This is a genomic window from Pseudomonas sp. PvP027, assembly GCF_017833005.1.
In the GTDB taxonomy this organism is placed as follows: Bacteria; Pseudomonadota; Gammaproteobacteria; order Pseudomonadales; family Pseudomonadaceae; genus Aquipseudomonas; species Aquipseudomonas congelans.
Map to the genome: position 1 here is coordinate 1,751,973 of NZ_JAFIBK010000001.1, position 23,545 is coordinate 1,775,517.

Below are 23,545 nucleotides of genomic sequence, written 5' to 3' on the forward strand. Positions count from 1 at the left end.
TGAATTCAAAGATTCCTAAATGCCAAATGCAGGCAGGGTTCCATGCCTGCCTCGAGGCGTAGGTCCCTGTTTATAAACGCTGGTCAACCATGAGGCATGGTGTGGCGTAGCTCGAAACGAACACACTAGAGATAGCCCAGCATAGAAAGGCCGTCTGAGCTTGCTGTCGTCCGCAAACCTCAATCGTCCTGATAACGGTTTCCTACTGACGACAGTTCATTAATCGCGTTTTCTGTACCTGACACCACCTGCAGGTACTGCCTAATGCCACCCTCCAGACCTTACCGTCTCAGCTGCAAGAACCACATGGCCTTACTGATCTTGATTGCGGCCATACAGGTCCCCTTCGCGAACGCGGAGACGTGGATCGTTACTGACCGGAACCACCCAGTTCAGGCACCGGAACGTGTCCGGCTGATCCTCCTGGACGAATCAGAAAGGCTTGAGGCCAAGCTCTCTGAAGGACTGCCGGCTAATCAGCAACAAGCCATCGCAATCATGCAGCAACGCCTCAAGAGCAGCGATGCGCGGCGCTTGCAACGAGATCTGGCTTTAGCTCAACAAGATCTCGTAGACGCTTGGAGCATGGGGGTAACGAAGGTGCCTGCAGTGGTGGTCGACCGCAAGTTTGTTGTGTATGGGGAAACTAACGCTACGGCGGCTGAAAATCGCGTTGCCCAGTGGCGCGCCGCCGCCCAACATCAGAACGCATCTGGCCAGGGAGACGACCCGCGATGAACCTGCGAAAGCCTCGAGCGTGGGCAGCCTTGGCCTTGTCGATCTCAACCTGGCCGGCAGCAGCAGGCACGGTGACATCTGCCACCCTGGTCGCCTCAACCCTGTCGCCTGACTGCCTGGAGTACAAGGTGGTCGGAATCTGCTACTGGCTGCTCTGCACCCCGTTTGGATGCAAGGTAAAGACGTCGACAAAGGTTCGTCACTTCGTTCCAGACGCCGTGGTCTCAAGCTACTCGAATACCGGTGAAAACCCGTGGATTGAGGTCTCTTCATTGAGCTCATCAACTTCGTTCGCCCAGGATGGCGGTGACGGAACCACCAATCACAGCAACGAAGATAGCCTGGCTAAATTCAAAAACGCTGACGTCATAGGCCACCCCGGAGGAGCAACATTCAGTAAGTTTGCCAGCGCCTCGGGCTATGCCTGCCAGGGTGCAGCCACGCCCTACATGCCCTACCTGCTGAGCACTTTGGACACTGTCGCCTGGCGTTACGGCGTTCCAGAATCAGTGTATCCAGAAGCACTGATTCCCGGCCGTCGAGAGGTGGGTGGTCTGACGTCGGGGGACATGTGGGGAAGCGTCTACCCTCGCAGTGGTTTTATCCATCAAGCCGACGATTACAAGGCGGCATCCGTGATCGCGCAGCGTGCAGGTGACGTGGTCACTCGCAGCGGTCAGGTTCATGTCTATCAACCGCTTCTGGCACAGCCGCAACCAGGGTACTGGCCGGCAGGAGAATTGATCGAGACCGACGCCACCACCGGTAAGTGGCAAGAGCTCACGCCGACCCTCAGTCAAAGCTGCGCGGTATTTCCAAACCCCCAGCCCCGTGTGCAGGCGACCGATGGTGGTTACGCCTGGGCGTTATGGCGCCCGTATTCCTGCTGCAAGCGGGAAGGACAAACCTTTCTTGGCAGTACGGACTTTCAATGATGATCAAGAGGACTTCAACTATGCGCCGCGCTGCCTTTCTGACTATTGCATTCATGAGCACCCTGACAGCCCATAGTGCTCTCGCCGAAATCCCGGGAATCAATGCAAGCTCATCGGGCAGCGTGATCGGTGACGACGTGCTCTACAGCGTTGGAGGCGGCAACGCTGTGACGATGGGTACGGCGGGGAATATGGATAGCATCAGCATCGGCGGTGGCTGGAACAGCAACCTGGTCTGCGGAAACATGAGCATGAACAACACGCTCCAGAATCAGTTGAATGGAGCAACTTCCGGATTTCAGACGATCATGGGGTCGATGATCTCAAACGCTACCAGCGCCGTCTCATCACTACCAGGACTGATTATCCAGCGGGCTAACCCGGCTTTGTACAACCTGCTCACCAACGGCATTCTGCAGGGTCGTCTTGACTTCGACCGCTCCAAAGGCACTTGCCGTGCCATTGCTGACAAGATGCTCGATGTCGCCGGAGGACAGATGGGCTGGAACAAGATCGCCGAGGGCCAGGCTATGAGTCAGGCGGTGAAAAACGGGAACACAGATGCAGTCTCAGCCGTTGCACAGGTCGAAAAGCAGGGAGGGAATGACGGTATTACGTGGCTCGGAGGGAATAAGGCCGGCGGATCTGGCCAGCAACCTATCAAGGTCGTAGGCGACGTTACCCGAGCGGGATACAACTTGCTGAACGGACGCGGCGCTGCCGATACATCGTCCATTAGTCCTTCGGCCTGCAACAACGGCATGGTGTGTTCCACCTGGTCCTCGCCTCAGGCAGCTACCACGTTCGCCAACCGGGTACTGGGAGAGCAACAACAACGCACTTGTGAGGATTGCACCAAAACAACCTCCACTGCCGGCGTTGGCCTCACACCTCTCATACAGGAATCCTACGACTCCAAGCTCAAGGCGCTGCAGGAATTGATCTCGGGCAGCAAGGCCCTCACCTCAGAAAACTTGACTGCAGCGAGCAGCGATTCTCTGCCTGTTACCCGTGGAGTGGTCGAGGCACTCAGGACTGAGCACGACCAGGACATTCTCGCAAAACGTCTTGCTTCAGAGGTAGCGTTATCTGAGGTTCTCGGCAAAGCGCTACTGCTTCAGCGCACTATGTTCACCGGCAGCAAAGAACCGAACATTGCCGCCAACGATGTGGCCCTGCAGGCGGTCAGTCAGCAGAACAGCAGCCTGCAACAGGAAATTGACAACCTCAAGACCGAGTTGGATATGCGTCGCAGCTTGGCCAGCAACTCACCGACAGCCATCCTACAGAGGGCTCAGAGCCGGAAGGACAGCTCCAAAGGCATCTTTCAAGGAGATCCAACGCCCGACCGCCTCGATCAGCTGCAGAACCCTGCGAAAGGTAACTGATCATGAGTTCATTGCCGGTTGCCAAGGGATGGCTACGTAGGGGCGCAAAGGCGCTTGTATCGTTCACCTGGCCGGTCTTGCTGACCATTGTTCTGGCTGTGATTTTCATGACGGCCATCGTACATTTCTTTGGGGATGTTGAGCAGTTCAGGGAATGGCAAAAAGCACACTACAACTACATGCTGGCCTGGCGGCTGTCGCTTTATGCAGCGATAGGGCTCGGCTGGTACAGGCTAAGGCGCACCCTTAAACAGCGAGCATCAGACACAAATCTATTCCCCTCGGGGCTTCGTCGCTGCGAGGTCATGGCCATCTTCGTCATTCTCCTTTTCGAGCTTCGGCGCGCCGCCACTGTAGCGGGAGTTGACCTGCCATGATCTTGCACACGAATGACTACCTTGAGTATTACCTTACGTTGGTCGGATGGCTCATAAACGGCGGCATCTGGAACATGATCGAGGACAGCGGACTCTTCGCAGCCCCCTTTGCCGCCATTGTCATCAGCGAATGGCTCAGAGCCCGCGGTGAGGGAGCTGATGAGGGCAACAAGGGCGTCCTCTCGTTGGCCCGAGTAGAAAACCGGTTCTACACGGCAATCCTAGTCATCATCCTGGCTTGCATGCCTCTGGTAAACGTCAGCATTGATACCATCCAGTTCGACCGGAGCCGCTCAGAGCAATGCCAATACTCAATACCCAATCCAACTGATACAGGCTGGGAAACATCCTTCAGTACGCTGAACGGTAAAAGCGCCACAGTGCCCGTCTGGTGGCTGTTTGTGCATGCGATGTCCAAGGCAGCAACTGCGGCCTCAGTCGCAGCTATTCCCTGTGGAGTGGACTTGCAACAGGTCCGGATGGACGTCAACAAGGCCCGCATCAACGATCCGCTGCTTGCCCAGGAGGTCGCTGACTTCACGAACGATTGCTACGCACGTGCGCGCGCAAAGCTGTTCATGACCCAGCCTACCCTCAGCAATGATCAACTCAACGACGTCAACTGGATCGGTTCGCACTTCTTCCTGCAAACATCCGGCTATTACAGCGATGGCTTCTCTGGGTTAAGGTCACACACTCCCCGAACCAAATGGCCCTATGACGCAACCCGGGACGCGGGCCTGCCACAAACCACTGGTGGTGGTGGGTTTCCTACATGCACTCAATGGTGGTCGGATGGAAGCGTCGGTCTTAGAGCCAGGCTGCTGGAACAGGTCAGTCCAGATCTGCTGAGCAAGCTTGCTCAGTGGGCAAAATTCATGACCCCGACCGAAGTGAGCGACTCGGTCATCCGGGATCTGGTCTCTCCGAGGAAGCAGCAACTGACCCAGGGTCAGGTTTATTCAGACTATGGCGGTCAAGTCGGTGGCTCTGTGCTAAATGACTTCACACGCCTTGCAGCTACAGCTGGTCAGGCAGCAGGATCTCTTGTGATGTATCCAGCCATGGACAGTGTAAGGCAAGCAGCGCCCATGGTGATGGCCTTCCTGAAGATGGCTCTCATCATTTGCATTCCATTCGTGCTGGTAATCGGGATGTTCGATCTGAAGGTCGTGATGACGATTACTTTTGCTGCGTTCGCTTTGATCTTTGTCGACTTCTGGTTCCAGCTGGCCCGCTGGGTGGACAGCACGATTCTAGACGCCCTTTATGGAAACGGGCTCGGCAGCAACGTCCCCCACTCCAATTTTGACCCAGTGTTTGGGGCCAGCAATGCCCAAGGAGACTTACTGCTGGACTTTGTGATGGGCGCAATGTTTATAGCACTTCCGGGGTTTTGGGTAGTCGCGCTGGGCTGGAGCGGGATGCAACTTGGTTCACTCATGACAGGACTTACCATCGGCACCAACGGGGCTAAAGATGCAGGAGGTAAAGGCGCTGATGTCGCAATTGGAATCGCGAAGGGGAGAATTTAAAATCTTGAACGTGAGGCTGGTGTTGATCAGGTCCAATGATCAACACCGGGATCAATCTACGCGGACATCGTCTACGTATAGACCGCACCCTTCATACCCATCCTGCAGCTCAGCGTTGGAAGACTTCGTCTGCAAGGATCCGGCCCCTGAGATAGGTCCTCTACTGCCAGAGAGCAAAGCGAATGCAACAGACACCATTGCAAGCAAGCCTGCGGCGTAAAGAAGCCCCCATGCTGCGAATCCTACAGTGAGCACCATTGCTGAAGCGCGAGCGGCCCACTTTACTGGAGTCAAGATTGCATTAGGCACACCGGCTCGAACAAACGTGGTCCATATAGCTCTTTCAGTATGAAGAATCCCACCCACGCCTCGGCCGAGCGCATGCCCTACGCGCATTGCAGCACTACCGTTTTTGCCAGCGTTTGTGGTCATAGCCCACCCCTTGAACCAGTCATAGAACATATCGTTCTGACATCATTTATAGACCTATCCCATCTTATATTCAACCTACTTCCCCTTAGAAATCAACCTCCCGGCGAATAGCCGACCAACTGATACAACCCGTTCAGATGTTCGGTTCGACAGTGTCTTCGAATGAAATACTGTCACAGTAATCCAAGTGCATCCGCGCCTTGATCCCTAACTTTACTGGAGATTTCCGCCAATTTCTGCCTGCGGATAACGTCCGCTTTGGGTCGAAAGCTGCCTGCCACGAATGGCAGCTGGAGTCGATCGCGCTCTATAACGGCAGGCATAATTCGACCCTGAGATGCCCTTCGCGAAAGTCAGCTGCCGGCCAAAAGCGGCCATTCGACTTGGTTTCCGTTCTGATTGAAATACCATCGGTCTCAGCAGGTGCCCATGTATAGGCATGGCACCCGGAGGCCATCATGTTCGTCTCATCATTGAAGACCGATGTGACTACAGCTACCCTATTCCGTATAGGCATAGATATCCGGGCTAGATAACGCCTTCTTTTTCCGTCCACCACCACTAAATGTTACAACTCGGATAGCCTAACTATCATTTTATAAGCGTCTTCACGAGCAATGGGGATTACTGATCGATGAAGGATGATTCCTTCAATCAAAGCGTCTAGCGCGACTGCTGACAAAGGGGAGAAATAGAGTTCGAGTGAAACTCTGATTTCGAGCATCCAGTCTCTCATAACATTCTTCATGACAGGGTTACGGCCCGCAAAAATATAGAGTTCGCAAGTCAGTTGGATCGTTCTAGTGCCGAATGTGGATCTTTCAAAGATTACATCCACTATCGCATGGCAAGCGTCTTCTTTAGTCTTTGCTTTTCGAATTGCTGCTGCAAATCGAGTAGATACGCATTGAGCCAACAGCTGAAATGCCTCTAGCAGCAGCTCCTGCATGCTCGGAAAATAGTGTGTAAGTGAACCGAGAGGCACGCCCGACAGTTCGGAAATTTTTCGGTACGTTGTGCATGCAACCCCGTGCAGCTCGATGCAGTCTAGGGTTGCGTTGAGGATATGCTCCCTACGATGAGGGTCTTGCCGCCAAGTCTTCCGTTTCTCGTTCGTCATGCATGCTCCTATCTCAGCCAGCTGACATTAGCATAGGACGTAAAATCGTACAACTGTACGATTTCATTGACCTTGATTAGCGCTCACAGTAGGATAGAAACCGTACATCTGTACGGTTTCTAGTGCTCAGCATGAGACCGAGCCTAATAGCTGCTGCATAGGAAATTTTCGGATGAACAAATTGACCGGTGTTGTTGATGGTTTTTTGTATGACGCAAATTTCGACGAATCTCTTATTAGTTTGAGGTAGAAGACGAAGGCACTATGCGCTCAGTTCAACGCCACAGCGCAAGATGAAGACCTTGCTAGGTCAGAACCCATCAATGCTACTGGTCGTGGGGACAGGTGATCTCTCTTGGCACAGGGAGGCTGCGCGCTGACTCGTATCGGCTAAGATTCCGGAGAAAAATTCGGCTACTCACCGGGCGTCTACACTGTCGAGCGCTACATCCCTGAGAAATGGGCATAGCTCTCAAGATCGGATGCGTCAGCAAAATTCTTATTATCGGTCTGCGACATATGTTACAGGCACGGTGTGCGTTTGCTAACAACAGGCTTTATTAGATGAATAGTACGGAACAAGCTTTTTTTACCTCTAATACGCTACCTGCTTCCAGATATGCATTCTTCCTGGCCGGATGTGGCATGGGCGCATGGGCACCTTTGGTTCCATTTGCTAAGGAAAGGGCGCAGATAGGTGAGGCGGAACTTGGTCTGCTGCTTCTGGGCCTTGGGACGGGAGCAATGTGCATGATGCCGTTTGTGGCCCGTTTAGCAAACCGAGTTGGCTGCAGAAGTACTGTCTATCTTGCAAGCGCTTTTACCGCTATTGGCTTGGTTGGCCTGGCAACAGCCACTTCATATTGGGTGCTCTTGGCTTTTCTGCTTCTGTTTGGGGCCGCCATCGCTACAGCCGATGTAAACATGAACCTTCAAGGCTCGCTTGTTGAGCGCCACCACGGCAAGCAGATGATGTCTGGCTTTCATGGGCTGTTCAGCGTCGGAAATATTTTCAGCGCGGGCACGATAAGCTTGCTGCTTTGGCTTGGCCTCAATCCCGTCCAGTCAATCGTTATTTTGGCTCTTGGATTGGGCGCGGCGCTCTTGTCTTTTGGTCGTCACATGCTCCCGTTCGCGGAGCTGGAGGGAGCGCCGGCCAAAAAGAAGCCAACCAAGCTGGTGTTGCTGCTGGGGGCGCTGTGCTTCATCGCTTTTCTGGTTGAAGGTTCAATGCTCGATTGGAGTGCCGTCTATCTCACTTCGAATCGGGACATGGAGCCTAATATTGCGGGCATCGGTTACGCCGCGTTTTCCGTGACCATGGCAGTAGGGAGACTGTCAGGCGATTGGATCGTAAGCAAGCTCGGATCGCGAGCAGTGCTACTGGCAGGAAGTGTATTGGCGATGGGAGGCATGGCGTTGGCGGTGGGCATCGACCATTGGATAGTTTCGGTTTTGGGGTTCGTACTCGTCGGATTAGGGATCTCGAATCTCGTTCCGATATTTTGCTCCAAGGCCGGGCATCAGACTGTTATGCCCGTCGCTCAAGCTCTGGCAATCATCAATGCGATCGGCTACCTAGGCATACTGATGGGCCCGGCTGCAATTGGATTTATCGCTCATGCTACGTCCCTAAGCTTCTCTTTGCTGTTCACCTCTGCGTTACTGATCCTCGTCCTCTGCAGCGCCAAGTTCGCATCATACAAATAGCGCTGGGCCTGGCAGGTGGTCGTCATCTCGGGGCTCAGGTGGCGATCACCTTTCATCTCCCTAGATTACCCTGCTGCCGCGCTGGAGGGGGCGGAGATTCTCTCGCCTTGAGACTTTCCCACTCCATAAGCGCCCAGCGTAGAAGTAGCAGTGTAAGCGTCCAATAAAGTCACCTGCCGGCTCCAACCACAGGGGCGATGTGTCCAGCTCAAAAGTAGGAAGACGCTATCGCCCTAATCTCAGGATCTCTATGCAGGGTTGACAGTACGCTTCGATAATATTGACAGCCTGCATGGCCTTCTAGTTTCGACAATCAGATAGGAGTTTCACCCAACTGCCACGACTTACCATTAAATGGATGGCCTGCTGGAACACGTCCTTTGGCATTGTAAGTTTGAATCCAGCCAGGATATGACGGCGCGGGACGGCTTACCTCCTCAAGTTTCAACATGTCGTCATTTTCCAGTACCAATTCCATCGCCGCCAGATTGTCAGCAAGTTGGACTGAACTCTTGACGCCGGAGATGACGCTGGTGACCTGTGGCTGTGCTAGAAGCCAAGCGAGGGCGACCTGCGCAGCACTCGTAGTGTGACGGATCGCGATAGCCTTCAACACTTCGATAACATCGAATGCCCTAGATTCGTCCACCGGAGGGAACTGAATCGTGGCGCGCCGCGAATTAGGATCGGACGAGCCGGTGCGATCAAACTTGCCGGAAAGTAAACCTCCTGCTAACGGACTCCAGCACAAAAGGCCGAGCTTCTGATCGTCGATTGCGGGAATTAACTCTCGCTCGATATCACGAGCCGCCAGTGAATAGAAGGATTGGATGGATGCAAAGCGCGCAAAGTTATTGCGCTCGGAAATACCCATGGCCTTCATCAACTGCCAAGCCGCGAAATTAGAGCATCCGATATATCGCACTTTGCCCTGGCGAACGAGATCGTCGAGTGTACGCATGACGTCTTCCAACGGGACGAGTGGATCAAAATTATGAATCTGGTAAAGATCAATATGGTCTGTTTGCAAACGTTTTAGGCTTCCCTCGACGGCTTCCATCAAGTGAAGACGCGATTGTCCGATTTGATTGGGCCCAGATCCCATCCGGCCGCTGGCTTTGGTCGCCAGCACCACGTCGTGCCGGTGCCCTTTTAATGCTGCAGCCAGCCTTTGTTCCGATGCGCCGCCCCCGTAGACGTCGGCCGTATCAATAAAGTTGATCCCGGCCGCAAGCGCATCGCCCACGATTGTGTTGGTTTCGTTCTGTGACAGCCGCCCAATGGCGGTCGTGACGGCGTTTTCACTGCCCCCAAACGTCATCGCACCGAGGCAAAGACGCGATACGAAAACACCTGTATTGCCAAGCTGAACATATTTCATATTTCCTCCGGTTATCTGCTTCGTAGCTTTGCAGGATTCACCCGCCCGATCCATAATCAACACGACGTAATTCCTATTAGATCGTTCGGAGGCGCTGTGGATCCTCTCTCAGATGTGCTCTCGCTGCTCAAGGTAGAAAGCGTCCTTTCGGCGCGTTTTGAAGGGTGCGGCTCTTGGGCAATGCGTTTTCCTGCTTATCGCCATATAAAATTCGGTGCCGTGGTAGAGGGATCGTTTTGGCTATGGTGTGAAGAATCGATGACACCGTCAAAATTTGAACGTGGCGATTTCTATCTGCTAACCAATGGTTCGCCGTACTGCACCGCGAGTGATTTGACAAGAAGGCCGGAAGACGGACGCCAGATTTTTACTGCCAACAAAGGAGCAGATGGCGTGGTTCGCTATGGTCAGGGGATAGACAAAGTGGTCGTCACAGGGGGGCGGTTTACGTTTGACGATGACGTCAGCCATCTCTTACTCAGCCAGCTACCTCCTCTGATTCGTCTCCCCTCAACAGCGCCATACTCCACATCACTTAAAGCAGTTCTTGATCTTCTCGCTGACGAGACCGAGACAATTCGACCGGGTGACGCAATATCGGCAACCAGCATTGCCAACATCGTTTTAGTTCACACTCTGCGAGCTCATATTGCGGCTATGCCATTCACTACCGGCTGGTTTGGTGCTGTTAGAGACAAACAAATAGGAGCCGCCCTTTCGCTCATGCACGGCGATATCGCCAAACGTTGGACGGTGGATGATCTTGCGTCCACGATCGGGATGTCACGAACCATCTTTGCTCAGCGCTTCAAGAAATTTGTTGGCTTCGCACCACTTTATTATCTGCTGCGCTGGAGAATGACCGTTGCCGGGCAGGAGTTAAAGAAAGGAAAAAGCCTTTCGAAGGTAGCAGAAAGCGTTGGTTACAGTTCTGAAACTGCGTTTAACTCCGCGTTCAAACGAATAACAGGTGAAAGCCCTGGAAGATATCGCGCAGGCGCCAAGCCGAACTCCCGCTAAATGCCAGCACTTCGAAGCTGTTCAAAATACTCCGCTTTTAGGTGGATACCATCGTCCGTATGACCGGTATCTGGGGGACTTTGCCGGAGGGAAACAACTTGCGCAGATCAGGCAGGCGTCCACCGATGCGGTAGCAACTGTTCGATCTCGCTAGCCCGCTGCGTCGGCAACCGCGTCAGCACGTCCTTGAGATAAGCATACGGATCATGCCCGTTGATGCGCGCCGACTGGATCAAACTCATGATCGCCGCCGCCCGCTTGCCGCTGCGCAGCGATCCCGCAAACAACCAGTTAGAACGCCCAAGCGCCCACGGCCGGATCAAGTTCTCGATCTGGTTGTTGTCGATGGGCACGGCACCATCTTCCAGGTAGCGCGTCAGCGCTACCCAGCGTTTGAGGCTGTAATCCAGAGCCTTCGCCGTGGCCGAACCCTCGGGCACAAGTTCACGCTGAGCCAGCATCCACTCATGCAGTTTTTCAACGATGGGCACCGCCGTTTCCTGGCGTAATCGCCAACGGTCTTCTTCGCTCATTTCCTTGGCGTGCCGCTCGACTTCGTAGAGCCCGCCAATCGAGTGAAGCGCGTGCTCCGCCAACTGGCTTTTATTGGCTACATGCAGGTCGAAGAACTTGCGGCGCGCATGGGCCATGCAACCGATTTCGGTGATGCCCAGCTCGAAGCTGGCCTTGTAGCCGGCGAAGTCGTCACAGACCAGCTTGCCGTTCCAGGTGCCCAGGAAGTTACGCGCATGTTCGCCGGCACGGCTGGGGCTGAAGTCGTAGACCACAGCTTTGAGTGCCGAAAACGATGTAGAGCTGTAGGCCCAAACGTAAGCGCGGTGGGTTTTCTTCTCGCCGGGCGCCAGCATTTGTACCGGCGTTTCATCGGCGTGAATTACGCGCTGGGCTAGAACCACTTCGCGCAGCGCATCGACCAAGGGCTGAAGCTGCAAGCCGGTTTGACCTACCCATTGCGCCAGCGTCGAGCGCGGGATGGCTAGGCCGGCACGGCCGAAGATCTTTTCCTGTCGATAGAGCGGCAGGTGGTCGGCGAATTTGGCGACCATCACGTGCGCCAGCAGGCCGGCAGTGGGGATGCCCTTGTCGATCACCTGCGGCGGCACCGGGGCCTGAATCAGTGTTTCGCACTTCCGACAGGCCCATTTTCCACGCACATGCTGTTCGACGGTGAACACGCCCGGCGTGTAGTCCAGCTTCTCGCTGACGTCTTCACCGATGCGCTGAAGCTGGCAGCCGCAAGCGCACTGAGTGTTGTCCGGCTCGTGATGGATCACAGTGCGCGGGAACTGCGGCGGCAACGGCGCACGCTTGGGTTGCTGGCGTGGTTCTGCCTGTGCGGGAGTGGGATGAAGTGCTTTTAACTCGGCCTCGATGGCTTCGAGGTCGGTATTGAGCAGGTCATCGAGCAAGCTGCCTTGCGCCGGGCTGATCTGCTCGCTGCGCTTGGCGAACTTGTGGCGTTTAAGGATGGCGATCTCGTGAGTGAGCTGCTCGATGATCGTTTCGTCGCGATGGATCTTTCGGCCCATAGTGTCGACCTTGGACATCAACTGCGCAGCCAGCGTGCGCAGTTGTTCGGGGCTCATTTGGTCGAGATCGGGCAAGGAAGTCATGGTGTGGATTTTACCAAAGCAGCCCGACTGCTTCAGCTAAAAGGCAGCATTTAAAGCAATGTAATTGCGCCGCCCGCACCGACTCGTTGCCAGGGTAATCCAAGTACCAGCGCCTGGAGTTGTTCTGGGTCGAGTTCGACCTCCGTTCCACGATGGAGGCCTGGCCAATGAAACTTACCTTGGTTCAACCTGCGCGCCGCCAACCAGATACCAACGCCGTCGTGCACCAGCACTTTCATGCGGTTGGCCCGGCGGTTGGCAAAGAGGTAAGCGCAGTGCGGCTTTGCCGCACCGAATACCGCGACCACTCTGGCCAATGCGGTCTCAGTGCCGGCACGCATGTCCATGGGCTCGGTGGCGAGCCAGATGGCATCGATGCGAATCACTGGGCTAGGCCACTGATAAATCGTGCGCAGCCGTCCGGATCCGAGGATGGCCATTTTACGGTGATGGATTTATCGCCCAGAGACAGCGAGATGATCGCCATCTCTTCTATTGCGCGTCTTGGGGGCGTTTTTACGGGAACGAAGGCCGGCAGGGTGGCGGGTAATCGATCCCGGTAAGTCGGTAGCCACTTGCGGATCACATTGGCGTTGATGCCGTGATGAATGGCTACGCTGGAAATCGTCGCTCCAGGTTGCAGGCACTCCTGGACGACTTGGGCTTTGAACGATTTGGGATAAGAGCTACGTTGGCGCATGAAAATCCTGGAGATAAGGGCGATGGTGTCCGCTAAAAATACGCGGACACCATCGCCCTTGATACTGGGATTCTGAAGGTGTGTTCGCCGGGCGCTTACGTAGCAGTAACCGTCCGGGCAAGTCATCTAGCGTAGCTGGCTCTATTGTTTTACGAGATTGCGCAACGATGAAGCTCAGCCCTCAATGTCGATCAGGGACTGCCGGGCATCATCACCCCAGTCAGACCCGATCAAAGCACTTTCTCGTGCTATCAACAATTGAAACGCTTGAGATTCCTTTCAAGCGTTGCTGGATAACTTAAACTTGCCGACTACGCTGCGAAGTTCATTAGCGAGCAATGAAAGCTCGTCAGCCGTTACGGCGTTGTTCTCTACGCCTTCCATGACGATTAAGCTGCTGTTTCGAATGCCGATGACGTTGCGATTGATATCCTCTGAGACCGAATGTTGCTGCACCGCCGCACTTGCAATCTGAGTGTTCATGCCCACAATTCCGTCTACTGCTTCATTGATCTGGTTCAGGCTGCCAGACGCTTGGCTCGCTGCCTGAATGCATTCCCTAGCTCGGGTTTGCCCAGCTTTCATCTGTTGAACAGCGGCATCAGTAGCGCCTTGCAACTGTTGGATGATCCGTCGAATTTCTTCTGTGGAGTTTTGTGTGCGCGAGGCCAGAGTCCGCACTTCGTCAGCCACGACCGCGAAACCACGGCCTTGCTCGCCAGCTCGCGCCGCCTCGATGGCCGCGTTAAGGGCCAGCAGGTTAGTCTGATCCGCGATGGTACTGATGACCTCGATGACACCACCGATTTCTTTGCTGTGTGTCGCTAACGCTTCGACTTTGCTTGCACTGAGCTCCACTTCGTTGGCCAACGCCTCAATAGCGGCACTTGTTTCAATCATAACTTTCAAGCCGTCGTTAGACGCACTGCTTGCAGATTCAGCGGCACGTGCTGCACCCTCGGTATTCTGGGCCACGTCGGCAACGCTCGCGGTCATTTCGTTGATGGCAGTAGCAACCTGCTCGGTTTCAGCCTGTTGTGAGTTCATTGAGGCTTTGGCTTGGCCTATGGAGATCTCTAGTCGCTTTGCCGCATCTGAGACTGAATGCGAGCTACGCTCCACCTGGCTCAGTGAGCCAGAGAAGGCCGTTACCATGCGGTTAAGTCCCTCGCCTACATCACCGATTTCATCGTGGCTGTTGATTCGGACGCGCGCGCTCAGATCGCCTTGAGCAATACGTGCCGTCACAGCTAGGAGCTCATCAACCCCAATCCGCAGAGCCTTGTAGATGCCGACGAACGCATAGAGCAGCAGTATCGCAATGGCGATAAATAGCTCAGTGCCGAAAGTACGCTCATTACTCAGTGTATTCAGACGCTCATCAATTCGAATTCGCAGCGATTCCTGCATCTGATCCTGAGCTTTGTAAAACTGAGCAACGGCGGCGTTTCCACGCTCGCCCAAGGTGTTGGCATTCACGTTTGAGCGCTTGCTCGGATCAAGGTAGTCCACCAGGTCTTTACGCAGATTTTCCAGGTCGGTAATAGCTGTTGTTACAGACGGCTGAACTACACCAGATAATTTAGGCTCTTCTCGGCGAAGCAGGGAAAGGCTCTGCTGCAACTCTTGACGCATTAGCAGCTCCTGTTTCAACAAAGTCTGGGCAAAAATACGAGTGGTGTCGTCCAGAGGACGGTCAGCGCTAAAACCGCTGGCCAGACCGCGAATCTGTCCGACCAGATTTATTTGCCGAGGTAGACGTATAGAGCTTAGATCGATGAGGTACAACGAACCTGCTTCTTCGTCCAAAATCATGCCGGAAGTGGCCGTAATGTAGTAAACGAAATTCATTAGGTCGGTTAACTGGTCGTTCCACGCGGAAAAGATCACCAAAGGTGCTTCGCCTGCTTTGGCGCGTTCAACCAGCTGCACACTAGCGGTACGCAACGTCTGAACTCGGTCTGTCGTTGCCAGTTGGGTGCTAAATTTTGCGTCCTGCGCAGCAAGAGTCGCATAGGCATCGTTAAGCTTTTCAGCATTGCGTGCTGCATTGGCTACTGCGTTGGTGTCACCGCTGAGCATGCCGTGTGTCAGCGCCCTCTGAATCATGGTTAGACGCAGGATAGGGGTGACGTCCAACAAGTATTGTTGACCCACCTGTTCATGCTTGATGCCCGTGATGCTCGTGTTCAGTGAAAGCATCACCCGGGTGCCTAGCAGGAGCAGAGGAATCAGGACAATAAATCCCAAAATTGCGAATTTCATGGGGAATCGAACACGGTTGGTAACGAACAGGGCAGGCGCTAATAAATTCATCGGGTTCTCGATCACTCAAGGTCTGTGAGTGCTTTCTTAGGCGTTAAAAAGTGCCCATCTCTCATTTATGGTTATGAGGTAATGAAAGCATTCCAAGAGATCTTCCTCAAAAGCCGCTTACTCTCCTTTGTTACAGGATCGAATTGCCGCGCTTCTCTTGGTACGAAAACTATCGGCTGAACCGGGCGAAGCTGTAGGGAGGAATGCATGGATAACCAGCATAAAGGCTAAGTAGACCGGTAATGGCACCAGTTGGAGGTGCGTCCGGGCATCCCGTCTTGCGCAACTAAACCGGTCGCCACCTATGCGGTAGTAGCTCCGCAATCTCACTTGCCCGCTGCGTCGGCAGGCGCGTGAGGACGTCCTTCAAATAAGCATACGGATCATGGCCGTTGAGTCGCGCCGATTGGATCAAACTCATGATCGCCGCTGCACGTTTACCGCTGCGTAACGATCCCGCGAACAGCCAGTTCGAACGCCCAAGAGCCCACGGCCGGATTTGATTCTCGCACCAGTTATTATCGATGGGCACGGCACCGTCATCGAGATAGCGCGTCAGCGCTATCCAGCGTTTGAGACTGTAATCCAGCGCCTTGGCGATGGCCGAACCCTCAGGCACAAGCTGTCTTTGGGCGATCATCCAGGTATGAAGTGCGTCGGCGATTGGCGCTGCTTTTTCCTGCCGTATTCGCTGCCGATCACCCGGCTCCAGCTCTCGGACTTCTCGTTCAGCTTCGTACAAGGCCGCGATGTAGTTCAGCGCTTTTTCGGCGACCTGGCTCTTGTTGGTCGCGTGCAAGTCGAAGAACTTCCGGCGGGCATGGGCCATGCAGCCGATCTCCGTAACGCCCAGTTCAAAGCCTGCCTTGTAGCCGGCAAAGTCATCGCAGACCAGCTTGCCGTTCCAACTGCCCAAGAAGGCTCGGGCATGTTCGCCAGCGCGGCTCGGGCTGAAGTCGTAAACGACCGCCGCCAGGTTGGAGAACTGACTGGTGGCATAGGCCCAGACGTAAGCGCGATGAGTTTTTTTCGCACCAGGCGTCAGCATTTGTACCGGCGTCTCGTCGGCGTGAACGACGTCGTGCGTCAGCACGGCTTCGCGCAGCGCATCAACCAGCGGCTGTAATTGCACGCCGCAGTTGCCCACCCACTGCGCCAAGGTCGAACGGGCGATGGGCAGCCCGGCGCGGCCGAAGATTTTCTCTTGGCGATACAGCGGCAGATGGTCGGCAAACTTGGCCACCATGATGTGGGCCAGCAGGCCTGCGGTCGGGACGCCTTTGTCGATGACGTGCGCCGGTACCGGCGCCTGGATCAGTGTTTCGCACTGTTCGCAGGCCCACTTTCCAAGGATGTGGCGTTCGACTGTGAACACGCCGGGCGTGTAGTCGAGCTTTTCGCTGGCGTCTTCGCCGATGCGCTTGAGTGCGCAGCCGCACTGGCAGTGGCTGTTGTCCGGTTCGTGATGGATCAGTGTGCGAGGAAACTGCGGTGGCAGCGGTGCGCGCTTGGGTTGCTGGCGCACTTTGGCTTCGACAGGTGCCGGTTGCAGCGCCTCAAACTCGGCTTCGATAGCGGCGATATCCGTATCGATCAAGTCGTCGAGCAGGCTGGCTTGATCCGGGCTCAACTGCTCGCTGCGCTTGGCAAACTTGAAGCGTTTGAGCAGCGCGATCTCGTGGGCCAGCTTCTCGTTGACCGATTTGTGATGAGTGATTTGCTTGTCCATCGTCTCGACGCGCTGGATCAACTGCGCCGCCAAGGCACGCAGTTCTTCAGGGTTTAATTGATCGAGATTCGGATGCGAAGTCATGCCGCCGATTTTGCCAGAGAGGGCTAGTGGCGGCGATAGACTGATGGGCCAATTGCGCTGGCAAGCAGGCCATGGCAGGCGAATTAGAGCACCGTGATGGCTCCTCCGGAACCGACGCGTTGCCAAGGCAAGCCGAGCACCAAGGCTTGAAGTTGCTCTGCATCCAACTCGACTTCAGAGCCGTGCCGCACGCCCGGCCAAAAAAAACGTCCTTGATTCAAGCGCCGGGCAGCAAGCCAAATCCCCAAGCCATCATGCACCAGCACTTTCATGCGATTGGCACGACGGTTGGCAAACAGATAAGCACAGTGCGGCTTCGCCGCACCGAACACCGCCACGACCCGCGCCAGCGCAGTTTCAGTGCCTGCGCGCATGTCCATGGGCTCGGTGGCAAGCCAGATGGAGTCGATGCGGATCATCGCAGCAGGTCTCGCAGGAAAGCAGAACACGCCGCTGCATTTTCTGCCGGCCAACTCACCACGACTACGCCTTTTGAATGCGGCACTTCGATTCGGATCGTGGCAGGAAGGGCCTGATGCATCGGCACCGGCGGCGATGTCTTGACCGGGATGAAGGCGGTTTGAAGTGTCAGGTTTTTCTGTGCATGCACCCGAATCCATTTATGGACGAGGTTTGCATTGAGGTTGTGGGTCAAGGCGACATTGGCAATTGAAGTGTCAGGTTGGGCGCACTCAGCAATGACCTGGGCCTTGAAGGACTTGGAATAGGAACGGCGTTCTTGTGGCATGGGCGTCCGCTTAAAAAGGCTAAAAATGGTGTCCACCTATATTTGGGTGGACACCATCGCCTCAAGCGACGGTGTCAGGAAGGTGTGTTGCCCGGACGGTTACAAGTAGCACTCAATCCTTGTAGAAGAAATATCCAGCGAGCATCTTCCTCACCGGCGTACTCGGCGCCTTCACTTGTTCTATACCACTTCGCTACAAGCTATATGGATGTCTACGCACCGTAAGCGTCTGCCGAAATCACCTCGCACTGCTCAGGCAAATACGCTTGAAAGGATAGGCGGGGGATCTCGCTACGCCTCGGTAACGTGTGAACGGTAAGTCTACAAAAAGGATCTGCAAATGCTCATTGGCAAGGCGATGCTTGTTGATCCCCTTCGTAGAGATTTTAGGCTCCGAGTTAGCTCGCCAGTCATGGCGTTCATGGTTGCCAATGCTTTCTAACTAAATTATCGTAGGTCTCTCTGGGTACCGCTGACATAACGTTCTTGGTAAGGCATTCGGTATAAATGTCTTCCTTGGGGACAGCTATGCCATACCGAACCCTATGGTCTATCGCGCTTTTACTGGTCACCGCTGTCTGGGGCTGGAGCTTTGTAGCTAAGCACGAAACGTTGGCAATCATGGCTCCATCCACGCTGAACGCATGGATGTTCACCTTAGCGGCTCTAGCGCTTCTTCCATTTTCAATCCGCTCATTTCGACATCTGAAACCGCGAGACTGGGCGAATGCAGTATTTGCTGGAATAGTCCTATTCGCCGCGTTCTCACTGCAGACCTCAGGAACAGCCCTCACAACGCCCTCCAATGCCGGGTTCATCACCGGCTTGTGCACAGTTTTCACTCCATTGTTTGTTTATCTCATAGGAAGAGGACGCCCAAGTCCTAAACAGGCAGCAGGAACAGTGATTGCCGTACTTGGGCTCGCTTTACTGAGCCTTGACGGATTCGCGCTGCACTACGGTGATCTATTGATTTTGGGGTGTGCTGCATGCTTCGCATTACACATCGTTATTGTCTCAACGTTCGCAACACACGCCAATTCCATGGCGTCAACTTCAATCCAGCTAGGGCTGGTTGGCACGCTTTCTTTGATATGGAGCTTGGCCGGTAACCAGTTTTCTATTCCCAGCGCGCTCCCTACGACAGTTACCATCCTTTCGCTCGCGCTGTTCGCTACTGCCTTGGCTTACGCCATTCAAAATCGAGCTCAGGCTGTGCTTTCCCCTGAAAAGGTCGCCCTGATACTTATTTGCGAACCTGTGTTTAGTGGGGCTTTTGGTTATTTTCTCGCTGGAGATCGTTTACCCCCTGAAAGACTCGCAGGGGCGGCGCTAATCATTCTGGGCATTGCAGTCACGGAGCTCAGAATCACGCGTACGGAAGGAGGGACAAACCGTCCTGCCGGACGGCGCGCAGATGGCTAGCGATCGGAGGCAAGCGGGGCGAGCAACCCGACCAAACGAACCTTAGAGTTAACATAGAGCTGCGAGTCGCGAAGCAGCCTCTCGTGCTTACCGGAGGCAGACGCGATGACACGTGCACCGCTCGCCTTTGGCTTGCCCGCCGTAGAAGAGTATTGCCATCCTGAACCGGATTCGCTTGATGTCTCGGTTGAGGCTGTAATCGCTTTTGAAATTTAAATTATTGAGTACACATGATGCAGTTTAGCGAAAGTAGCGATATAACGCTGGTGGTCACCAGTTGCGGACGGTTCGATCTGCTGACGCGCACGCTTGAAACGTTTGACCAGTTCAACTCCGCACCGATTCGCACCGTGCTGATCACCGAAGACTCCGGGGATGCCCAGGTTGAAGCTTGCATCCCCGAGCACTGGCGCCCCTTCACCCGCTTCATCATAAACAACCCGAAACTCGGACAAATGCGCTCGGTGGATGCCGCTTATGCACTGATTGAAACGTCATGGGTGTTCCACTGCGAGGACGACTGGGATTTTTACCGCCCAGGTTTTGTCGAAGAGTCCATGACTCTGCTGGAAAACGACCGTCAGGCATTGCAAGTCTGGCTGCGCAGCTACAACCATGATCTTCGGGTGCACAGCCCCTACTTATTCCTCAATGACCGGGATGTTTTGAAGGGCATCGCCTTCTACAAGCTGGGCTCGCACAAGCCCGAGTGGCAGGGTTTTTCATTCAATCCTGGCCTGCGGCGCCTTGCTGACTATAAAGAACATGCTCCCTATGCCGCACACAGCGGCGAAAAGAAGCTGGCGGGCATTTATGCAGCGCAAAACCGTTACGCGTTGATTCTGGAAAACGACGCGGTCTTGCACACCGGCTTCGACAACCACGTCGAGCTCCCTCAGGAACGCGTTAACAAGCAGCGTCGTAAGCTTCGTGATCGCATTAAATTGCTCGCGGTACTGGTTGTCGGGGTAATTGTAGGTTGGGCTTTCAGTGATGTTGGCTAACACGCTGAACACATACTCGGGCAAACATCGCCGCTTGCTTCAGCGCAGCTTTGGTTGCCTGTATTTTGAGCTAAATCCTTTGGGATTCGGCCAAGTCCACCAATAACCTAGTTTTACGCATTTATTGCTTTGCCAGGGCAGGTCATCTGATATCTCCGTCGATGGAGGTTTGCATGACCCTGCGCAAGAAGGGCCGCAGTCGGCCAAGGGCTGTCATCCGTGAGTGTCCGCTATGGGTCGACTCCTGCCGGTCAAGGCGCGCCCATTGCGCGGGTCAGATCCGATGCAAACAATTGGTCAAGTCGAATGCAAATTGGTGGTCAAGTCCATGCGATTACGCACTTTACAGAGCTACTAGAGACTTTTCACCTCCCACAGCTCATCGAGCCTGGTCGTATAACTTTGACTCATCAGCTCGCGACGCATAGCCCACTCCGGATTGGAAGGAACACTCCCAGCTCGTAAAGTCCCTCTGCCCCAGCGTGTATTGATCTCGTCCAGGACTCCCATCACCTTCTCCGAAGATGCCGGCTGCGAAGCAGCGAACATGTCATCCGTAAATTCGCCAGGCTGTCTCAGATCCAGCAACAGAACCTCAGCTTTGCTGTACTTAAACCCCGGTCGAAACAAACGATCCACTGCATCAGTCGCCGCCCTGGTCATCAAGCGCACGTCGTTGGTGGGGTATGGCAATTCAACCAAAGCGCCGTTGGCGTACTTGGCTTCTTCCGGATTGAACATGCCGGTACGGATGCTGACTCGGATCTTCTTGCACAGCGAGTTTTGAGAACGGAGCTTCTCGGCCGCACGCTGAGTGTAGGTGGCCACCGCCTCTTTGATAGGCTGAATGGTGGTTAGCCGTTTGCCGAACATTCGGCTGCAACAGATCTCCTGCTTGGGTGGCGCAGCTTCCCCCAGCTCCAGGCACGAAGTACCTGCCAGCTCACGTGCGGTCTTTTCAATGACCACGCTGAACCGGTCGCGCAGAGTACGCGGGTCGGCGGTTGCAAGGTCCATTGCGGTGCGGATGTTCATAGCCTCCAGGTGGGCATTCATCTTCTTCCCTACCCCCCAGACCTCTGAGACCGCCGTATTACGCAGTACCCAGTTGCGGTTATGCAGGTCGCAAATGTCTACAACACCGCCTGTATGGGATAGCAGTCGCTTAGCAGTGTGGTTTGCCAGCTTGGCGAGCGTTTTCGTAGGACCGATACCCACACCCACAGGAATGCCAGTGCATTTAAGAATGTTCGCCCGGATGCGTCGACCGAAAGCTGTTAGATCTCCGGGGATCCCAGTGAGGTCTGCAAACGCCTCATCAATGCTGTAGACCTCAGAGGCTGGCACCATCGACTCGATGATCGACATGACACGTTCGCTCATGTCGCCGTATAGGCCGTAATTGCTGCTGAAAACCTTGATCCCGTTGCGGCGCAGCAGTTCTTTGATCTGGAAATAGGGCGCGCCCATTTTTACAAACGGCTTGGCATCGTAACTTCGAGCTATGACACAACCGTCGTTATTGCTGAGTACCACGATGGGCGTCTTCTCCAGATCCGGACGAAAAACACGCTCGCAGCTGGCATAGAAGCAATTGCAATCGATAAGCGCGAAAATAGGCTCATGCTTTTGCATGACGGCGCATGCTGTAGTTCACTACGCCCCAGATGACGAGGTTGTCACCCTCAAGGATGTGCTTGGACGGGTAGGCACTATTTTCGGATTGAAGTTTGACAACCCCATCCATCATGAAGAGCCGCTTGCAAATCGGTTCCGAATTGTTAAGCGCTGCCACGACGATCTCTCCATGCTCGGCAGTGCGACTGCGATCGACGACGATCAGATCCTTATCAAAAATACCTGCCCCAATCATGCTGTCTCCGAGAATTTTCGCCAGGTACACATGCGGTGCCCGTACCTCGGCCAACTCGTCCAGGGACACGTGCTTCTCGATGTAATCGACAGCGGGAGAAGCAAACCCAGCTGGCACCTGAAATGAGTAGAGCGGTAGCTTGATACCCCCTTCAGACAACGGACCAAGAATGACTACGCTCATGATGAAGACCTTTCTATAAAGTTAGCTGTATAGATATACAGTTAACTCTCTGGCCAGCGCGCGGTCAATCTTACTGAAAGGCATTTTCGACGAGTGACATTAGGGGTGACATCATGTGCGGACGCTACTCGATCTACGAATCCATGGACCACTACCTCAAGGAGCTTGCCCCAGAGCAGATCGTGATCAATGGGAACGACCTCCTGCCCATAGAGCGCTACAACGTGGCTCCTAGCACTCGGGTTGAGATCATCCGTCCCACCGAGGAGGGTCTGAGTGTCGACAAGGTTCGGTGGGGGTGGGAGCCTTTCTGGGCGAAAGGCAAACGACCAGCCCCAATCAACGCTCGAGTCGAAACCGTAATGACGGGAAAGTTCTTCAAAGAGCTCTGGCCTACCGGACGGGCAGTTGCCCCAGCGAACGGTTGGTTTGAATGGGTGAAGGACCCGGATGACCCCAAGAAAAAGCAGCCCTACTTCATCCGTCTCAAGAGTAAAAAACCTATGTTCTTCGCGGCATTGGCCCAGGTCCACAGAGGGCTTGAGCCGCATGATGGCGACGGGTTTGTCATCATCACGTCGGCAAGCGACTCGGGAATGGTGGACATTCATGATCGCCGCCCGGTGGTACTGACGGCAGAAGATGCGCGGGCATGGCTTGATTCCGAAACTACACCGCAGAAAGCCGAAGCGTTGGCAAAAGAGCACTGCAGGATTGTTGACGATTTTGAGTGGTTCCCGGTTGATCGCGCAGTGGGGAACGTGCGGAATCAAGGACCGGAGCTCATCCAGCCCGTTGAGCTTTGACTGCCCAACGCCTTTGACTTCGACCCGACCAACGGCTATCCGTATTCGTCTGCCCCAGGTAGTCCGCACCGAAAGGGCGAAATGGGCTGAAGCAAATGGCAAAGCGAAGGGTTTGAATGGAATGGGGGAATAAGGGTAAGTGCCTTACCCGAAAGGGCCGGCGAGTCCGCCGGAAATGGATGCCGAAAGGGTTCGAAAGGCGTCCTCAATAAAAATGAAATTTACAAAAAATGTTACTTAACAGTCACTTGGAGGCTACATTTTTTTACGCAAGCGTGGCAACATCCGATTCTGTCACTGTTTGGATCCCAGCCAATCAAGTGACAGCTTATGTATATAACCTTTCCAGGATGGATATAGGTTTCGACTTGTCACGCTGAGCCATATAAAGCAAAAGGCCCACCAAT

Annotated in this window: 22 protein-coding genes; 10 read left to right on the plus strand and 12 right to left on the minus strand. The window is 54.5% G+C overall.

Translation table 11 applies throughout. The features are described from left to right. Nucleotides 1-264: 264 nt before the first annotated feature. Genes JOE33_RS07085 through JOE33_RS07105 form a run of 5 tightly spaced genes read left to right on the plus strand, consistent with a single transcriptional unit; the run spans nucleotide 265 to nucleotide 4,973 of the window. A complete protein-coding gene (locus JOE33_RS07085) occupies nucleotides 265-738 on the plus strand; it encodes a TIGR03757 family integrating conjugative element protein (protein WP_209924057.1) in 474 nt (157 codons plus the stop codon). Continuing rightward, nucleotides 735-1,673, plus strand: a complete 939-nt coding sequence (locus JOE33_RS07090; RefSeq protein ID WP_209924058.1) for a TIGR03756 family integrating conjugative element protein — start codon at nucleotides 735-737, stop codon at nucleotides 1,671-1,673. The genes JOE33_RS07085 and JOE33_RS07090 overlap by 4 nt, the downstream gene beginning before the upstream one ends. Further along, complete coding sequence (locus JOE33_RS07095; RefSeq protein WP_004409751.1) at nucleotides 1,670-3,061, plus strand: integrating conjugative element protein; 1,392 nt, start codon at nucleotides 1,670-1,672, stop codon at nucleotides 3,059-3,061. The genes JOE33_RS07090 and JOE33_RS07095 overlap by 4 nt, the downstream gene beginning before the upstream one ends. A 2-nt stretch (nucleotides 3,062-3,063) precedes the next feature. After that, nucleotides 3,064-3,438, plus strand: coding sequence for a hypothetical protein (locus JOE33_RS07100; RefSeq protein WP_209924059.1), 375 nt, complete (start codon nucleotides 3,064-3,066; stop codon nucleotides 3,436-3,438). After that, nucleotides 3,435-4,973: a conjugal transfer protein TraG N-terminal domain-containing protein gene (locus JOE33_RS07105; protein ID WP_209924060.1), complete on the plus strand. Its 1,539-nt coding sequence runs from the start codon at nucleotides 3,435-3,437 to the stop codon at nucleotides 4,971-4,973. The genes JOE33_RS07100 and JOE33_RS07105 overlap by 4 nt, the downstream gene beginning before the upstream one ends. A gap of 51 nt (nucleotides 4,974-5,024) precedes the next feature. Here JOE33_RS07105 and JOE33_RS07110 read toward each other — a convergent pair whose 3' ends face one another. Both JOE33_RS07110 and JOE33_RS07115 read right to left on the minus strand, forming a co-directional pair. Beyond that, nucleotides 5,025-5,435 (minus strand): DUF3742 family protein, encoded by a 411-nt coding sequence (locus JOE33_RS07110; protein ID WP_348635080.1) that lies wholly within the window; start codon nucleotides 5,433-5,435, stop codon nucleotides 5,025-5,027. A 538-nt stretch (nucleotides 5,436-5,973) separates the two neighbouring features. Continuing rightward, nucleotides 5,974-6,525 carry a TetR family transcriptional regulator gene (locus JOE33_RS07115; protein ID WP_101270432.1) on the minus strand — a complete coding sequence of 184 codons (552 nt, stop codon included), beginning with the start codon at nucleotides 6,523-6,525 and terminating at the stop codon, nucleotides 5,974-5,976. A gap of 564 nt (nucleotides 6,526-7,089) precedes the next feature. Between JOE33_RS07115 and JOE33_RS07120 the strand changes: the two genes are divergently transcribed. Then, the gene (locus tag JOE33_RS07120; RefSeq protein ID WP_025990951.1) at nucleotides 7,090-8,235 is read left to right on the plus strand and encodes an MFS transporter; all 1,146 of its coding nucleotides are present in this window, start codon (nucleotides 7,090-7,092) and stop codon (nucleotides 8,233-8,235) included. Nucleotides 8,236-8,548: 313 nt separating this feature from the next. Here the strand turns inward: JOE33_RS07120 and JOE33_RS07125 are convergent, their stop codons facing one another. Beyond that, nucleotides 8,549-9,670 carry an aldo/keto reductase gene (locus JOE33_RS07125; protein ID WP_228601283.1) on the minus strand — a complete coding sequence of 374 codons (1,122 nt, stop codon included), beginning with the start codon at nucleotides 9,668-9,670 and terminating at the stop codon, nucleotides 8,549-8,551. Nucleotides 9,671-9,712: 42 nt separating this feature from the next. Here JOE33_RS07125 and JOE33_RS07130 point away from each other — a divergent pair, with 42 nt between their 5' ends. After that, nucleotides 9,713-10,636 carry an AraC family transcriptional regulator gene (locus JOE33_RS07130; protein ID WP_097085928.1) on the plus strand — a complete coding sequence of 308 codons (924 nt, stop codon included), beginning with the start codon at nucleotides 9,713-9,715 and terminating at the stop codon, nucleotides 10,634-10,636. A gap of 107 nt (nucleotides 10,637-10,743) precedes the next feature. Here JOE33_RS07130 and JOE33_RS07135 read toward each other — a convergent pair whose 3' ends face one another. The 7 genes from JOE33_RS07135 to JOE33_RS07165 all read right to left on the minus strand — a co-directional run bounded on the left by JOE33_RS07135 (nucleotide 10,744) and on the right by JOE33_RS07165 (nucleotide 17,847). After that, complete coding sequence (locus JOE33_RS07135) at nucleotides 10,744-12,270, minus strand: IS66 family transposase (RefSeq protein ID WP_137220377.1); 1,527 nt, start codon at nucleotides 12,268-12,270, stop codon at nucleotides 10,744-10,746. Between the two features lie 50 nt (nucleotides 12,271-12,320). After that, the gene (gene tnpB / locus JOE33_RS25760; RefSeq protein ID WP_164740670.1) at nucleotides 12,321-12,656 is read right to left on the minus strand and encodes an IS66 family insertion sequence element accessory protein TnpB; all 336 of its coding nucleotides are present in this window, start codon (nucleotides 12,654-12,656) and stop codon (nucleotides 12,321-12,323) included. Next, nucleotides 12,653-12,970 carry a transposase gene (locus JOE33_RS07145; protein WP_047579082.1) on the minus strand — a complete coding sequence of 106 codons (318 nt, stop codon included), beginning with the start codon at nucleotides 12,968-12,970 and terminating at the stop codon, nucleotides 12,653-12,655. The genes tnpB (JOE33_RS25760) and JOE33_RS07145 overlap by 4 nt, the downstream gene beginning before the upstream one ends. 279 nt (nucleotides 12,971-13,249) lie before the next feature. After that, nucleotides 13,250-15,286: a methyl-accepting chemotaxis protein gene (locus JOE33_RS07150; RefSeq protein WP_209924062.1), complete on the minus strand. Its 2,037-nt coding sequence runs from the start codon at nucleotides 15,284-15,286 to the stop codon at nucleotides 13,250-13,252. 286 nt (nucleotides 15,287-15,572) lie between these two features. Further along, nucleotides 15,573-17,099, minus strand: coding sequence for an IS66-like element ISPsy43 family transposase (locus JOE33_RS07155; protein ID WP_209924063.1), 1,527 nt, complete (start codon nucleotides 17,097-17,099; stop codon nucleotides 15,573-15,575). Nucleotides 17,100-17,182: 83 nt separating this feature from the next. Continuing rightward, nucleotides 17,183-17,518 (minus strand): IS66 family insertion sequence element accessory protein TnpB, encoded by a 336-nt coding sequence (gene tnpB / locus JOE33_RS25765; RefSeq protein ID WP_017279403.1) that lies wholly within the window; start codon nucleotides 17,516-17,518, stop codon nucleotides 17,183-17,185. Continuing rightward, a complete protein-coding gene (locus JOE33_RS07165) occupies nucleotides 17,515-17,847 on the minus strand; it encodes a transposase (RefSeq protein WP_003317539.1) in 333 nt (110 codons plus the stop codon). Before JOE33_RS07165 ends, tnpB (JOE33_RS25765) begins: the two co-directional genes overlap by 4 nt. A gap of 528 nt (nucleotides 17,848-18,375) precedes the next feature. Here JOE33_RS07165 and JOE33_RS07170 point away from each other — a divergent pair. Then, on the plus strand, nucleotides 18,376-19,272 hold the full coding sequence (locus JOE33_RS07170) for a DMT family transporter (protein WP_209924064.1): 897 nt from the start codon (nucleotides 18,376-18,378) through the stop codon (nucleotides 19,270-19,272). A 230-nt stretch (nucleotides 19,273-19,502) separates the two neighbouring features. Continuing rightward, complete coding sequence (locus JOE33_RS07175; RefSeq protein ID WP_074845228.1) at nucleotides 19,503-20,276, plus strand: hypothetical protein; 774 nt, start codon at nucleotides 19,503-19,505, stop codon at nucleotides 20,274-20,276. Nucleotides 20,277-20,630: 354 nt separating this feature from the next. Here JOE33_RS07175 and umuC read toward each other — a convergent pair whose 3' ends face one another. Further along, nucleotides 20,631-21,911 (minus strand): translesion error-prone DNA polymerase V subunit UmuC, encoded by a 1,281-nt coding sequence (umuC, locus tag JOE33_RS07180; RefSeq protein ID WP_074842386.1) that lies wholly within the window; start codon nucleotides 21,909-21,911, stop codon nucleotides 20,631-20,633. Next, the gene (locus tag JOE33_RS07185) at nucleotides 21,898-22,332 is read right to left on the minus strand and encodes a S24 family peptidase (RefSeq protein ID WP_054994254.1); all 435 of its coding nucleotides are present in this window, start codon (nucleotides 22,330-22,332) and stop codon (nucleotides 21,898-21,900) included. The genes umuC and JOE33_RS07185 overlap by 14 nt, the downstream gene beginning before the upstream one ends. A gap of 113 nt (nucleotides 22,333-22,445) precedes the next feature. On the opposite strand from JOE33_RS07185, the gene JOE33_RS07190 reads away from it, so the two are divergent. Next, entirely contained in the window at nucleotides 22,446-23,138 is a 693-nt protein-coding gene (locus JOE33_RS07190; protein WP_074842388.1) for an SOS response-associated peptidase family protein, read from the plus strand. The last annotated feature ends 407 nt before the right edge of the window (nucleotides 23,139-23,545 follow it).